This is a genomic window from Alteromonas lipotrueiana, assembly GCF_019249245.1.
GTDB lineage: Bacteria > Pseudomonadota > Gammaproteobacteria > Enterobacterales > Alteromonadaceae > Alteromonas > Alteromonas lipotrueiana.
In genome coordinates this window covers 14,672-28,992 of the sequence record NZ_JAESDK010000018.1, presented here as the reverse complement: position 1 = coordinate 28,992, position 14,321 = coordinate 14,672, and the positions used below count along the sequence as shown (strand labels likewise).

Sequence of the window (14,321 nt, the reverse complement as noted above, 5' to 3'; positions counted from 1 at the left end):
TGTCCTATACTTCTAGCCTTATTTGGTCAACTAACGAAGCGTTATTACACAACAATTTCACCTTTGAAAAACTGGCGGGTTTAAGTAAGCTGACGAATAATAAAAACGCTGATTAGAATGAGAGCAATGTGAGTAAGGCAGACGGCTTAAAAAGCTTTTATCAAACCTACCCCGAGGCGCAGGTATTACCGCCTGAGATGTATACTCGTGGGGTTATTTTTTCAGTCGCGGCGGCGCCTGAAATACCGATGCCTGAAACCTGGATGCCTTGGCTCGTGCATTCAACTTCATATTCGCTTACAGATGATCAGGTTGATAATTTAGCTCATCATCTTATGGGAAATTTACGTGATGTATTGCACCAAATGAGTGAAAAAAAGTCATGTTTACCATTTACGCTTAGTCAGACTCAAAAAGACAATGAAAAGCGAGAATTGCAAGCGTGGTTAAAAGGTTTGCTAACAGGGCACCAGCAGCTTGAAACAATCTGGCAGACGGCCTGGGAAAAAGCAGAAAAAAAACCTCAGCTGGATGGCGGTTTAAAAAACGAAGCGCCAGATAAAAGACTGCGGCGCTGTTTAAAGCTCTTTACAACATTAGCAAACCCGAAAGCATCGTTGAAGGGGCTGGAAAAAGCTCAGGCGGACAAGCTGGAACGAAGCTTACCCCAATTAACGTTGCAGTTACCCGGGATACTGCAAGACTATATAAATCTGGCCGGGGAGTTAGCTCCGTTTTTACCCCAGCAGTTTGACAGTTTCGAAAAAAAGGACATGCCCCGATAAAAAAGATTAGCGTCTGACGCGCTTTCTGGCCAATGCTTCTCGCAAAGTACTGATGTATTGGTCTAATTCAAATTTGGCCTCGTCATAAGCCTCGTTTAAGGCAATAGAGTCTGGCTCTTTCAGGAGCGCCTGAAAAGCTTCATCGGTGCGCGCTAACAGATATTTGAGGCGTTCGTTACTTACGTCCATGTTCTTCCTGCATACACAGTTAAGCGACGCCAACATGGCCGCCGGGACTTCAATATATGCTTAATTATAGCTGGTGAATAAATATACTCTTTAAAATAATACATTAAAAAGGCTTAACCACAGCTAAAACAACTATTGCAAGCAGAACCAGCACGGGTGCCTCATTTAACACTCTGTAAAAAGTAGGCCCGCGAGTATTCGTGTCTGTGGCGAATTGCTTTACTAAGCGATAAAGATAAAAGTGATAACCATAAAGGCCTAGCAGCAACACCAGTTTTACATGTAACCAGCCGGAAACCTTCAGCCAGTTAAGGCCATAAGATCCAATCAGCGCAGCCCCAAACACCAATGTCAGCAGTGCAAAGGGGGTCACAAATAGCCACAGACGTCGTTCCATAATCTTAAACTGGTCTTTGACTGCCTGATCCTGGGTTTGCGCATGATAGACAAACAGTCTTGGCAGATAGAAAATGCCTGCCATCCAGGCTATCATAAAAAATAAATGCAAAGCTTTGAGCCATAAGATCATACAAAATTCCAATCAATACTGCGCACGCTGCAGAAAATTCTGCAAAATATTCCAGGTAATGACGCCAACAACATCTTCTTTTTTTGAATCATAAATAAACACCGCACCACTGCGTGTATTTTTCAGTTTTTCATAAACTTCAAACAACGTTGACTGGCTATTGAGCCCCTCAATGGTTAAAAAGTTGAGTGCCTGAGCGTTATGGTCAAGACTCACATCATATTGAACCAGCCGGTATTGCAATTCTCGTTCAAGTTGCTTTTGTTCTAGTACGATAGTTGTAGGGTTATCGCCCAGATACTTTTCTATAATATCCTGTGGCGCCGCCTTAAAGAGTTTAAAGTCTGTCGCCATGGCAGCTAAAACTCCTGTTTTCTCAAGCGCTTCCTGAATAGAGTTAATTGCATAAGGTAAATTTTGATAGTCGAGCTGTCGAATAAATATTGACCGATTGCCTAAAAACTGTGTTGAAGTGACATAGGCAGGAACGATAACCAGCATGGCGGGTAATATTATTTGCGGACTATAAGAAAGCTCCATTACGGCCGACAAGGCGGCCAGAGGGGCATGTAATACGGCCGTCAGCATGCCAGCAACGCCTAGCAGCGCAAAACTGCGGGTATAGGTGGTGACATCAATCAATCCCTCAAGCGGCATTAACAGCACAGCGCCTGCCAGCATTCCAATAACCATTACCGGGCCCATTATGCCACCGGGAATGCCTAAACCTATGGCAATAACGGCCAATACAAATTTGGCCGCCAGCAAAGCCATTAAAAATAAAGTGTCAGGCTGTTCGGTAAATAAAATTTCAATACTTTCGAAATTGGCCCCGGCAGCCTGCGGAAGAACAAAAGTAACTGCGCCGGTAATAATGGCGGCCAGTACTAATCGCCAAAACATTTTCACTGGTCTGAATAATGTCATTACCTGCATCAACTGATTGTTAAACAATGCAGCCAGCGCACCAAGAACAATTCCAAGCAAAACAAAATACAGGTACATCCATTCGCTAAATACGGCGATGGATAAAAAGGACAACTCATTAATCTCGCCAAATACAAGGCGGGTAAGCACTGAGCCGCAAGCAGCCGCCAACATCACGGGTACAAAAATATGAATTTTATACTCTCTGAGTACCACTTCCATAACAAAAATAACCGCGGCAAAAGGCGTATTAAATGAGGCGGATATTCCAGCAGCTATACCGCATCCAGCCAGAATACGGATACTGTTGTAGGGCAAGCGCAACCATTGGCCAACATAGCTGCTACCTGAAGCGCCAATATGCACACTAGGGCCTTCACGACCTACTACAAAGCCACCGGCTAACGCTAACATACCGCCAAAAAACTGATTGATGGTGGTACGAAAAGGCACATATCCATAAAACATTTTAACCCGATGGATTACAAAAGGGATGCCCATACGGTAGTGTTTGAAGCCAGTAATAAATGCAACCAGCAAAATAAGTAAAACAGCCGCCAGAGGAAGAATCAGCCGCGCGATTTGCGGATCGTTTGTGGCCTGGGTCAGCCATGTCAGCGCATTTTGATGGAGCCATTCGTAAGAAAGACGAAATAAGATAATCAGCCCGGCTGCAATCGTGCCTCCTACAATTCCAAGTAAACAAACCTGAACTGAGGTGCGTGGATGAGCAAGTTCTTGACGAAGGCCGTGAAGACGCATGTAATGACCCATAAGGGGTTAAATTAAAGCATTTATTTAGCTTATCATACCTTTTATATTTCCTAAGCATTTGATTCTTAATCAGGACGGTTATCAAAACGTGAGTCACTCACCCACCACTTCAAAAGTAGGGTTAAAGGGTTTTCGCCTAACCCTGATACTTTTATGTAGTTTTTCAATATGTATTGGCGTCAGCTTTTGGTTCGGGCAGTTGTTCGCCTCTAAAACCGCGCAAAATGTAGAGAGCTTACAAAGTACATTACGTAAATTAGAGCACGAACATGCATTGGTACTGCAGCAAAAGCATCAGTTGCAGGCGCGTACGGCTTTAGCCGAGCTTGAATATGCAGAATTGCATGACCAATTAGCTACGCTTACAAATACCGTTACTGAACAAGCGACATCCTTGTCTTTCTATCAAAATGTAATGGCACCTGAGACTATCCAAAATCGGTTCATCGTAGATGGTTTGCAAGTCTTTGCGCAGCAGTCAAAAAGTCAGTACAAAATGGAATTTGTGTTACTTCAGCGCCTAAAACGGCGTTCGCTTATAAAAGGGGACCTCGAAATTTGTCTTGAAGATGTTGCAGAGCAAATAGTATGTAGCGGTTCGAAGGTGTTTTTACCCGAAGGCGACATAGAGTACGGATTTAAATTTTTTCAGGCGGTAAGTGTGTCCTTTTCGCTACCCGATAATTTCGAACCTACGGCGATTGTCTTTAGTTCTCAAGTGTATCAGTACTCAAAAAAGCGTGAAGATTATCGCTGGAAAGTTGCCTGGAAAGAGGTTTTCAGTGCCAGCCCGTAAAGCCCTAAGGCCTTTAACCACGAATTAAAGCTGGCTGACATTGATTGACGGCGCAGTCTGTAAGATAATTCGCACTATTGCCGGGTGTACCGGCATTGGTTTTATCTGCAACGAGGTTGATATGTCTGTAGAAACAGCTTTGCCCATTGATTTTTCAGATGCGGCAGCAGCAAAAGTAAAAGAATTGGTCGCTGAAGAAGAAAATCTCGAACTCAAACTACGGGTGTACGTGACCGGTGGTGGCTGCTCAGGGTTTCAATATGGCTTTACCTTCGATGAAAAGGTGAACGAGGGGGATATGACCATCGACAAAGATACTGTGACATTAGTGGTAGACCCGATGAGTCTGCAATATCTCGTAGGGGGGGTAGTCGATTATGTCGAAGGTCTTGAAGGTTCGCGCTTTTTGGTAGAAAACCCTAATGCCACAACTACATGTGGGTGTGGCGCCAGCTTTAGCGTTTAGCATCTGAAATATTGAAATAAGTGCAGTGTCTGTTCTACTCGGGGCGATCGATACATATCTATACTCGGTATAAAATGTACTTAGGTTATAACGGGAGTATTTATGAAATTGTACGGCTCTACCACATCGCCTTATGTCAGACGCATTCGCATACTGCTTTCACAAATACCACACGAGTTTGTTGAGCTTGATATCTATCAAGGGCAGGGGCGTCAGATACTCGCTGATAAATCTCCTACCCTGAAGGTGCCTTGTTTAGAAGATGATGGCCAGATACTTTATGATTCTCGGGTTATTTATCGGTATTTAGAAGAAAAATACAAGTATTCGGCACTCACCTGGAATGAAGAAAATCAGCTAACCTTAGTAGATGCAGTGAACGATTCTTTTGTTTCTTTGTTTTTGATGCAGCGTTCTAAGATTAGTGCTGACCCAGACTCACTGTTTGTTCGGGTTCAAAAAGAGCGAATTACAGCAAGCCTTAACGAATTAAATACGTTGGTGGAAAAAGGTGAGTTTGCAAACTGGCACTATCCGGCTATTTGTTTGTATTGCCTTATCGACTGGATTGAGCTCAGAGAATTACATCGCTTAAAAGGCCTGGAGCATCTCAAAGCATTTCGTGAGCATCATTCAGATAGAATTGAGGTAACCGCCACCGATCCCCGTAATTAGCTTTTTAGTAATTACTGGCATTTTGCCGATATAGACAGTAAACGGTACCCCGAAAAATGCTTGTAGCGTTAATGCGTTATAAGCATTTTTTGGTTATTTATGACGTCAGGCTACTTAATATTTTTTAATAAAACGTCTTTGAAAAATGTTGAGCATACATGCTCTATTAATAGCCTTGCTCAAAATCGATAACATACTTTAAGTCTTCACCCTGCGTGTATCGCTGTAAATTTTGGTAAAACAGATGGGCGATATCACTTGCAATGGAGGTGGCGGCGGTATGCTGGGTAACATGAATGTTTGGGTGATGCCAGAACGGGTGGGTGTCTGGTAATGGCTCTTGTTCAAAAACATCCAAAACGGCCGCCTGTAACTGATGGTTATCCAATGCGTCCAACAAGTCTTGCTCGACCACTGCGTTACCGCGACCCGCATTAATTAACACGGCATGGTCAGGCAGCGCATCAAACAGCCCCTTATTTAATATTCCTATGGTATCGGGTGTATCGGGTAGCAGACTGACCACATAATCACATTGATTAGCGAACTTCGGCATTTGCTCATTACTGTACATAGCGCTAAATCCAGGCTGTGGGTGTCCACTTTTTCTCAGACCGACCAGGTTCATTTCAAAGGCTTGCGCTACCGGAATGAGCGATGAGGCTATCGAGCCGGCACCCAACACCCCCAGGGTTTTCCCTTTTAGGTACGTATGCCCGGGCTTATGCCATTTGTGTTCTGATCTGTGTGCCGCTTTGGTAAAGTCCGCAATATTACGAGAAAAGTACAGCAAATAGCCAAAGATGTACTCTCGCATTTGCATATCAAATACCCCCTTCACGCCGGTTAAAATGTAGTTACGGTTCTTAGCGCGCAACAATGGGGTAACGCCGGCCCACCCAGATTGTAGCCACTGCAAGGCCGAGCAATCATCAATAATTTTTGCCGCCAGATGTGGGTCGCCAAGTATGATGGTCGTGTTACGGACATCCACCTCTTCAGGATTATTTGTGGCTGTCCTGATAACAAAATGTTTGTTCTCGTTTAATGCTTGCAAAGCTTGACGGTAGGCAGTGTGTTCTTCGCTAAGAATCACAATTTCTATAGGCGTATTAGGGCAAGTCATAGTAAAGATTTCTTTCCTTCTGCCAGGGTACATATAACCCTTTGATTGTTTTATTTATGTTAAAAAAATGTATAAATCTGGGTGTGTATTTTTGTATAAGAAGCCTACAATGAGTCAATCTATTGAACATGCCCGTCGCCTTTCACCGCGTCGTAATACCACTGAAGCTTCATCTGTTAACGCATTAGTTGACGAACAGCTTGCCCATTTTGGCATTGATAAGCAAACCCCTTATGGACAGGCTCTGGCTGATACTGCTGAACATTTGTACCATGCGCAAAGTGATGTGAGCCGGCTATGGGAAATCACCGAAAAAACACTTCACGAACTTGACCGAGAAGACAGAGTTGCCTGGTTTAATGCGAAAAAATTCTTATCTTTTCAGTTAGCTAAAATCCTTGATACCTTACAGAATCCTTTTCGTCAAACCTGGCAGAGCCTTGGCAACGGCCAACTTAGCCGAAATCATTATCCGCTATTTGATAATGTGACAGCGCTATTTTCAGCTACCCCTGTTGTTGTGCGTACCGCCACCTATGTCTATGCCTGCACCGAGTGGGTTGATGATGCTTTTCAGGGCAAAGAATTTACTCATCAGATTTATTCAAGATTGCTTAACCCTACTAATATCTCGTTGGCTAATGCTATCGTGGATATGGAAGCCGGCCCTCACGCTGCAGACTATTTTGCCTGGAACTTTAACAGCGGCATGGCTGCTATTGATGCATTGCTGAGTAATGTACTTAACCATGGCGATGTTCTGGTGGTATCACGCAATGTATATGGCGGGGTATATCAGCTGTTGCATGACTTCTACGGAAAAAGCAGGCGTATGGATATTAAGATTGCCTGGTTTGACGGTTATTCTGCAGATGAATTCAAAGAGTTCTTCGCAGCCACTCAAGAGCAATATCAGCAGGATCTACAGCAAGGCGCCAGCCTGCACGTATACCTGGAGTCACCGTGTAACCCACATGGGTATGTTCTTGATGTTCCCGAAATATGTCGTATCGCACACAGCCATGACTCATTAGTTATGCTTGATTCAACTTTGGCCACCCCAGTACTGCACCGTCCGCTTCGCCATAATGAAACCCAGTGCCGTCCTGATTATGTGGTTCATAGCTATACCAAAGACTTATGTGGCAGTGGTGCGACTACAGCCGGGGTTGTGGTGGGACCAGGCTATCGCATGTTTCAGCCCAAGGGCAGCCAGATGAATGGAGTAGACTGGTCTAAGACGATGTTTTGGGATGTGTATTATATTAAGGGCGCGTTTCTGGATTCAGAAAAAGCGTTCGATGTGCTCAATGGTATGAAAACGCTTGAGCTTCGCATGATGAATAAAATTATAAATACCCAGGTCTTCACTGCCTTTTTACATGCTCACCCTGATATTTGTGTGAATAGTCATGCAATAGACACCCACAAAAATTCTGAGCTAAAACAAAAACAGCATGAGAATGGATGGCCATGCCCACTATTTACCGTGGATATGGCAGCAGCAGGCTTGTCTCGAGAGGTATTTACCCGATTCTTTGATGCCTTAGAGCCTGCATTTAGTCATCAGGTTAGTATTGGTCAGAACAATACTATTATTCTGTGCCCGGCATTAACCTCCCACTCAGAGTTATCACCAGAAGAGCAAAAGCGAGGCGGAATTGAGCTAACCACTATGCGTATCGCAATGGGGACCGACAATGTCAAGCCTCTGATTGCACACTTTATTTTAGCAGCCAGACATTTCCTGGAGCCTCATGCGAAGGGTTTTTGTGACAAATTTATGGTTTCAGAAGAAATCGACAAACTTTACAAAAATGTCGCACAGAATGTAACTTCGCAACACTTCGATAACCAACCTAACATGCAGGACTTGCTAGCAAAGTGAACGAAGGGTGGGTGTCTTGCAACTTTTTACAAGATACCTACCTGGGCTTAAAAGCATTGGCTATGCAAACCCTCAACTACGATATTGTGGGGCATATCCCGATGGATTACAGAATTACAATACATGTATTTAACTGTGGACACGTTTAAGGTTAATGTTCGCCAGTGTAGACCTGGCATTAACTCTTTATGTGTAATCATAACGAGGGTCTGCCAGCGCAGCATTAAATTGCGCGCTTGATAGGGCGAAGAAGGATTTTTCACCTAAACCTGATAAAATCCCTTTTTTCATAAATAAGTGACTCGCTATGGTCTCTAAACAACCGAATAATCCTCTGCATGGTATTACATTGCAAACTGTTGTCACTCGTCTTGAGGAACACTATGGTTGGGAGGGTTTGTATGAACGCATTCGCATAAATTGCTTTTCAAACGATCCTTCGATTAAATCATCTCTTAAATTTTTGCGTAAGACACAGTGGGCCAGAGAAAAAGTTGAGGCGCTTTATCTCGAGACATTTCATTATTCGTGATCTCCGCGTTTTAGCAGATGATAATTCTGGCTACTCGGACAGCTAAATTTAGGTAAAAACCGTTGTAGGCTTGAAGTCTTGTCAAATCACTCGATGCCACAACTATGCCCCGGCCCAGAAAAGCGCTCATTTGTTCCTCTCAGACACCTTTTTATCATTGTGTTTCGCGATGTGTAAGGCGAGCCTTTTTGTGTGGTAAAGACCATTATAGCGGCAGGTGCTACGAACACCGACGTAAGTGGGTGGAAAATCGTTTGCTGTTTTTAGCTCGTATTTTTGCTATCGATCTTTGCGCTTATGCCATTATGAGCAACCACACGCATTTAGTATTACGTATCAATACGGCTAAAGCGCAAGCTTTGAGTCATGACCAGGTACTCAGGCGTTGGCACCGGTTGCATCAAGGAACACTATTGACAAGACGCTATCAAAACGACAGAGCCGCCTTATCTGCCGAGGAAAAAAGTACGGTATTAGCAACAATTGATGTTTACCGAGAGCGTTTGCAATCTATCAGTTGGTTTATGCGGGAACTAAATGAAACCATAGCTCGTCAGGCTAATCAGGAAGACGAATGTACGGGCCGTTTCTGGGAGGGACGTTTTAAATCACAAGCTCTATTAGACGAAGCTTCTGTGCTGGCTTGTATGGTTTATGTTGAGCTTAATCCTGTACGTACCGCTCAGGTAAGTTCTACTAAAGATTTGCGATTTACCAGTCTGAATCATCGGCTTAAAGCACGTAAGGCCAGAACAAATACTGTTCTGATAAAGCTCAGGTCCGGCAGAATAAGCAGAGAAGGTGAGTTGTGGTTTAGTTTCAGGGATTATTTTGACCTGATACAGTGGAGCTTGCAGTATTCTTCACGTAGTCAAAAGGACCCGCCGAAAATAGCCGCTCTGTCTATTTTAAATCAGATGAATGTGTCCGCCACGAGTTGGTATACAGTTTGTAGCTCACTTGAGCAGCGTTGCCGGGGTGAGGTTCATCTTAACAAATGGGCAAGCGAGGCTCTTTACGCGGTTTAGCCTAGAGTCTGGGGCTAATAAATAGAATATTCGTCTTACTCTTATCGCGCCAACAATAGGTTTCGTTTAAACTAAATGCTCAAGCTTTTCGCGTATTATGTTTAGAGTTTATATTATGAACCAGTTGTCATTTCATCAGGAATTTTCAGTTTCGCTAAACCGGCTTTTTAATTGCTTTTGTAAAACAGAGCTGTTGGTGCAGTGGTTTATGCCTGAAGATATGCAGCTAAAATATATGGTTATGAATGTACGCGAAGGCGCTGAGTTCGAAATGGTATTTATTGATGATTCTGGCGCGCCGATTCGACGATATACGGGAGAGTTCGCCAAGGTAAGAGCTAATGAACAATTGTTGTTTACGCTAAAGCTAGACGACGGGTACGAATCTTCGGTAGATGTTCGATTCGAAATGATAAATGATAAGGTAACCTGCCTTCATCTCAATCATGAAGGATTAGAAGGTGAAGCGCAGCGCGCATTTGCGCATGCTCAGTGGGTGGCTCGTTTTAAACGTCTTGCAATGCTGCGTGAGTTAAAGGAGCTCGGCCAGTAGAGTAGAGTAGAGGAAACGGCTCAGTCATCATGGTAAATATAACCCCCCCAGTATTGCTGAACGCTTCGCCCCCGTAACCGCAGGTACATTAGCGCAAATACGTTCAAAGTAGGCATAGGCAAGCCATGCGAACGCGGCGCCTTCAACATCTTGCGGACAGATCCCCAAAGCGTGTGTCGTTAGTACTTTTTTGTCAGATAGCAAAGCCTGTAGACAATGCAATAAATAAGAGTTAAAAGCGCCCCCTCCACACACAAAAATTTCACCGATATCACCATGAGCTTTAATGGCGTCAGCAATATGGTTGGCTGTTAATTGACATAACGTAGCCTGTACATCTTCGGGTGCAATAGTATCTAATGCTTTTAAAAATGAAGACACCCACCGACTATTAAAATATTCACGACCTGTACTTTTAGGCGCAGTCTTTTTAAAGTACGGATCACTTAAAAACGCATTCAATAACGCTGAATTAACCTGGCCAGATTCCGCCCAGTGACCGTTATCATCATAAGGTTGCTGAAGATGCTTAGACACCCACTTATCCATAAGGGTATTGCCGGGACCAGAATCGAAGCCACTAACCGTGCCCTGTTCACTATCGATAATACTAATATTCGCAATGCCACCAATATTTACAATGGCGCTGGCAGAGAAGTCAGACGATACAGATAGTTCAGATAACTCTTTCTCGGGATGATGGTGGGTGTCCTGATACCGGCCCTTCTGATGACGATCAACTCTATGTCTTTTTCTACCAAATACAGCATGATGAAACGCAGGAACCAGAGGAGCGCCCTGACCACCCAGAGCAATATCTTTACGACGAAAGTCAGCTACAACCGGGATACCTGTAAGTGCTGCCAATGTATTGGGATCCCCAATTTGTAAAGTAAAGCCCGTTTCTGAGAAAGTGGCATCAGTACTTGTTCCAGTGGGGTAATGTCGTATGGTCTGTCCGTGCGATCCCAGGGCGGTAATCTCGCTTGCGGTAAACCCAGTCTTATCCAATAAGACATCCACTGCCTTTGCAAATAACTTTGCTACTTCTACATCCGCAGCGCCCATAGTATTGATTTCATCCACAGATGGTTGACATAAAGAGTTAAGGGTTGCAAGTAAAGGCTCGGGAAAAGGCAGACTGACACGTTCCAATGTACTAAACCAGTGGGTGTCCTGAAAAGTACTGACCTGAGTATCGTTCTGGCTGATAAGGTCTTGAACAGGGGCGGTTTGCTCAGAAGTGGTGTGGGTGTCTATGGCACACAGCACAGCATCTACGCCGTCCATGCTGGTGCCAGACATTAGTCCGATAAAATAGCGCATGTTATTGCATGGCAAGCATAATGCGGCGATTGTTTTCCAGTTGCGTTAATCTGTTTTCAGCAATTTCCATAAATGCGGTACGTTGTGTTTTAGCAATGGGGGCCGCTTTTGGAAGCTCGACCGTACGCGGGTTACGATGCGTACCATTAACTAAAAATTCGTAGTGCAAATGTGCGCCTGTGGCCATACCTGTGCTTCCCAGGTAACCAACAACCTGACCCTGCTTGACTACTTCACCGGCTTTCACTGCACGCTTTTTAAAGTGCAAATACTTGGTAACATATTTTTCACCATGTTGAATAAAAACATAGTTACCATTAAAACGGTTATACGTTGATTTTATCACCCGTCCATCACCTGCGGCCATTACCGGCGTCCCCGTTGCGGCAACATAATCAGTACCATTGTGCGACTTCCAGCGCTTTTGAACAGGGTGAAACCGCTTTTTAGTGAAGTTAGAACTGACGTATTTAAAGTTTATCGGCGCACGCAGAAAGCTTTTACGCATACTGCGACCTTCGGGGGTATAGTAATTGCCATCAGAGTGCTGAATAGCCGTAAAGGTTTCACCCTGATTAGTAAATTCAGCGGCTACTATATCTCCGTAACCAACAAATTCACCGTCAATATAGTGTTCTTCAAACACCATATTAAAACTGTCGCCTTGGCGAATCTCCATTGCAAAATCAATATCCCAACCAAACAGACCCGCCAGGTTCATTATCTGATTGTTAGTTAAGCCCGCATTTACTCCCGCTTTCCAGAAGCTGGATTTAATATCGCCCTGAGCAAAACTATAGCGAGTTTCTACCTCTTTGGTCTCGATGTCCGCGACCATGGTACCCTGAACATCCTGAGGTTGAATAAGCAGTGTTTCACGTGAAGACACCGCATACTTTAAGCCGGCAAAAGCGCCTGCGGCATCAGCCTTTAAATGCAAGATATCACCAGGTACCAGCATTACCAGCATTTTTGCCAATTCGCCAGCCTGGGTGACATTATAAGTATCACGGGCTGAAAATCCGGCTCGCTTAAAAATTTTTGCCAGTGTATCGCCAGATCGCACTCGAACAACCTGCCAATGTGTATCTTCTTCACTAAAAACTATCGCCGGTGACTCAGGGACAGACAAAGCTACTGGATAGCGGACCCCGGTATCCAGTACTAAAGACTCCTGATGACGGCTTGCTTCCACCGACTCGAAAGGCAATAACGCCAGACTGCCTAAAAAAAGGCTGCCTAGCAGCAATCCGGTACGATGGGGTTTTGGAAGGTTTCGTATTGTTTTAATAATCACGTTGTCTTTCAAATTCATTCTCATCCTACTGCCTGACTACAGAATATCCGGTTAAATAGCGAGTTTCCATCTCAGCATGGTTAATAGCTGAACAGTATACTATGGAATAGCTCGTTGAATAATCCCGATTTTGACGCCTAAACCTTTCATTGGTTCAATCTCATGCGTAAAATAGCTGTCCATAATGACATTGAACCTATCAACACGTGGAACCTACCGATGAGTGACTGGCAAACCGCTTTTGCTGAAATAAAACGTGGGACTGACGAAATACTTCCCGAAAACGATCTGATTGAGAAACTTAAATCGGGCAAAACCCTTACAGTAAAAGCTGGCTTTGATCCTACCGCACCTGATTTGCATCTCGGACATACAGTGCTTATTAACAAACTGCGTGCGTTTCAGCAGTTTGGTCACAAAGTGGTTTTTCTCATCGGGGACTTCACCGGGCTTATTGGCGATCCTACAGGTAAAAATGCGACTCGCAAGCCTTTAAGTAAAGATCAGGTATTAGAAAATGCTAAAACGTATCAGGAACAGGTATTTAAAATTCTCGATCCAGCAAAAACCGAGGTTCGATTCAATTCTGAATGGATGGATAAATTAGGTGCCGATGGCATGATAAAGCTGGCCGCGAGCCAAACGGTGGCGCGTATGCTGGAACGTGATGACTTTAAAAAGCGTTACAACAGCAATCAACCCATTGCTATTCATGAATTTTTATACCCACTGGTTCAGGGGTGGGACTCCGTCGCGTTAGAAGCTGATATTGAACTGGGCGGTACCGATCAGCGCTTTAATTTACTGATGGGGCGTGAGCTGCAAAAAGAAAATGGTCAAAAACCCCAAACCACTGTGATGGTGCCTCTTCTTGAAGGATTAGACGGCGTTCAGAAGATGTCTAAGTCGCTGAATAACTACATTGGTATCACCGAACCGGCCAATGACATGTTCGGCAAAATTATGTCGGTATCAGATGAGCTGATGTGGCGTTATTTTGAATTGCTGAGCTTCCGGCCTTTGGAGGAGCTTGAAGAGCTCAAGGCCAATGTGTCAAACGGTGCTAATCCGCGGGACATCAAAATAGAGCTGGCCAAAGAACTGATCAGCCGGTTTCACGATGAAGCCGCATTTGAAGCGGCTTACAATGATTTTGTTCAGCGTTTTCAAAAAAATGCGATTCCAGATGATATGCCAGAGGTCACCGTTGTGCTGGATCACGGCAGCGTAGCGATTGGTAATTTATTGAAGCAAGCCAGTTTGGTTGCCTCAACCTCGGATGCTATGCGTATGATAAAGCAGGGGGCTGTGAAGATTGACGGTGAAAAAGTCAGTGATACCCGTCTACAATTAACCGAGCCTGGCGAAGCGGTGTACCAGGTGGGCAAACGTAAATTTGCCAGGGTTACCATCAGCGGCGCTTAATAGCA

Annotated in this window: 15 protein-coding genes; 9 read left to right on the top strand and 6 right to left on the bottom strand. The window is 44.2% G+C overall.

Annotated features, from left to right (window positions below):
• Positions 1-128: 128 nt before the first annotated feature.
• Complete coding sequence (locus JK130_RS12420; RefSeq protein ID WP_218354651.1) at positions 129-785, top strand: UPF0149 family protein; 657 nt, start codon at positions 129-131, stop codon at positions 783-785.
• Positions 786-791: 6 nt separating this feature from the next.
• Here JK130_RS12420 and JK130_RS12415 read toward each other — a convergent pair whose 3' ends face one another.
• The 3 genes from JK130_RS12415 to JK130_RS12405 all read right to left on the bottom strand — a co-directional run bounded on the left by JK130_RS12415 (position 792) and on the right by JK130_RS12405 (position 3,192).
• The gene (locus tag JK130_RS12415; protein ID WP_218354650.1) at positions 792-974 is read right to left on the bottom strand and encodes a hypothetical protein; all 183 of its coding nucleotides are present in this window, start codon (positions 972-974) and stop codon (positions 792-794) included.
• Between the two features lie 103 nt (positions 975-1,077).
• Entirely contained in the window at positions 1,078-1,503 is a 426-nt protein-coding gene (locus tag JK130_RS12410) for a CopD family protein (protein ID WP_218354649.1), read from the bottom strand.
• A 12-nt stretch (positions 1,504-1,515) separates the two neighbouring features.
• Positions 1,516-3,192, bottom strand: coding sequence for a chloride channel protein (locus tag JK130_RS12405; RefSeq protein ID WP_218354648.1), 1,677 nt, complete (start codon positions 3,190-3,192; stop codon positions 1,516-1,518).
• Between the two features lie 100 nt (positions 3,193-3,292).
• On the opposite strand from JK130_RS12405, the gene JK130_RS12400 reads away from it, so the two are divergent.
• The 3 genes from JK130_RS12400 (at position 3,293) to JK130_RS12390 (ending at position 5,141) form a co-directional block, all read left to right on the top strand.
• Positions 3,293-4,000 carry a DUF6776 family protein gene (locus tag JK130_RS12400; protein ID WP_218354647.1) on the top strand — a complete coding sequence of 236 codons (708 nt, stop codon included), beginning with the start codon at positions 3,293-3,295 and terminating at the stop codon, positions 3,998-4,000.
• A 121-nt stretch (positions 4,001-4,121) separates the two neighbouring features.
• On the top strand, positions 4,122-4,466 hold the full coding sequence (gene erpA, locus JK130_RS12395; protein WP_218354646.1) for an iron-sulfur cluster insertion protein ErpA: 345 nt from the start codon (positions 4,122-4,124) through the stop codon (positions 4,464-4,466).
• A 102-nt stretch (positions 4,467-4,568) separates the two neighbouring features.
• Positions 4,569-5,141 (top strand): glutathione S-transferase family protein, encoded by a 573-nt coding sequence (locus tag JK130_RS12390; RefSeq protein ID WP_218354645.1) that lies wholly within the window; start codon positions 4,569-4,571, stop codon positions 5,139-5,141.
• 166 nt (positions 5,142-5,307) lie between these two features.
• Here the strand turns inward: JK130_RS12390 and JK130_RS12385 are convergent, their stop codons facing one another.
• Positions 5,308-6,267: a D-2-hydroxyacid dehydrogenase gene (locus JK130_RS12385; protein ID WP_218354644.1), complete on the bottom strand. Its 960-nt coding sequence runs from the start codon at positions 6,265-6,267 to the stop codon at positions 5,308-5,310.
• A gap of 109 nt (positions 6,268-6,376) precedes the next feature.
• On the opposite strand from JK130_RS12385, the gene JK130_RS12380 reads away from it, so the two are divergent.
• From JK130_RS12380 to JK130_RS12365, 4 genes are all read left to right on the top strand, one after another.
• Positions 6,377-8,155 carry a trans-sulfuration enzyme family protein gene (locus JK130_RS12380; RefSeq protein WP_218354643.1) on the top strand — a complete coding sequence of 593 codons (1,779 nt, stop codon included), beginning with the start codon at positions 6,377-6,379 and terminating at the stop codon, positions 8,153-8,155.
• Between the two features lie 307 nt (positions 8,156-8,462).
• A complete protein-coding gene (locus JK130_RS12375) occupies positions 8,463-8,687 on the top strand; it encodes a VF530 family protein (protein WP_218354642.1) in 225 nt (74 codons plus the stop codon).
• A gap of 254 nt (positions 8,688-8,941) precedes the next feature.
• Positions 8,942-9,715, top strand: a complete 774-nt coding sequence (locus tag JK130_RS12370) for a transposase (protein ID WP_218354641.1) — start codon at positions 8,942-8,944, stop codon at positions 9,713-9,715.
• A gap of 115 nt (positions 9,716-9,830) precedes the next feature.
• Positions 9,831-10,268 carry an SRPBCC family protein gene (locus tag JK130_RS12365; protein WP_218354640.1) on the top strand — a complete coding sequence of 146 codons (438 nt, stop codon included), beginning with the start codon at positions 9,831-9,833 and terminating at the stop codon, positions 10,266-10,268.
• 27 nt (positions 10,269-10,295) lie between these two features.
• Here JK130_RS12365 and JK130_RS12360 read toward each other — a convergent pair whose 3' ends face one another.
• Both JK130_RS12360 and JK130_RS12355 read right to left on the bottom strand, forming a co-directional pair.
• A complete protein-coding gene (locus JK130_RS12360) occupies positions 10,296-11,594 on the bottom strand; it encodes an anhydro-N-acetylmuramic acid kinase (protein WP_218354639.1) in 1,299 nt (432 codons plus the stop codon).
• 1 nt (position 11,595) lies between these two features.
• Positions 11,596-12,915, bottom strand: a complete 1,320-nt coding sequence (locus JK130_RS12355) for an OapA family protein (protein ID WP_218354638.1) — start codon at positions 12,913-12,915, stop codon at positions 11,596-11,598.
• Positions 12,916-13,110: 195 nt separating this feature from the next.
• On the opposite strand from JK130_RS12355, the gene tyrS reads away from it, so the two are divergent.
• Complete coding sequence (gene tyrS, locus JK130_RS12350; protein ID WP_218354637.1) at positions 13,111-14,316, top strand: tyrosine--tRNA ligase; 1,206 nt, start codon at positions 13,111-13,113, stop codon at positions 14,314-14,316.
• The last annotated feature ends 5 nt before the right edge of the window (positions 14,317-14,321 follow it).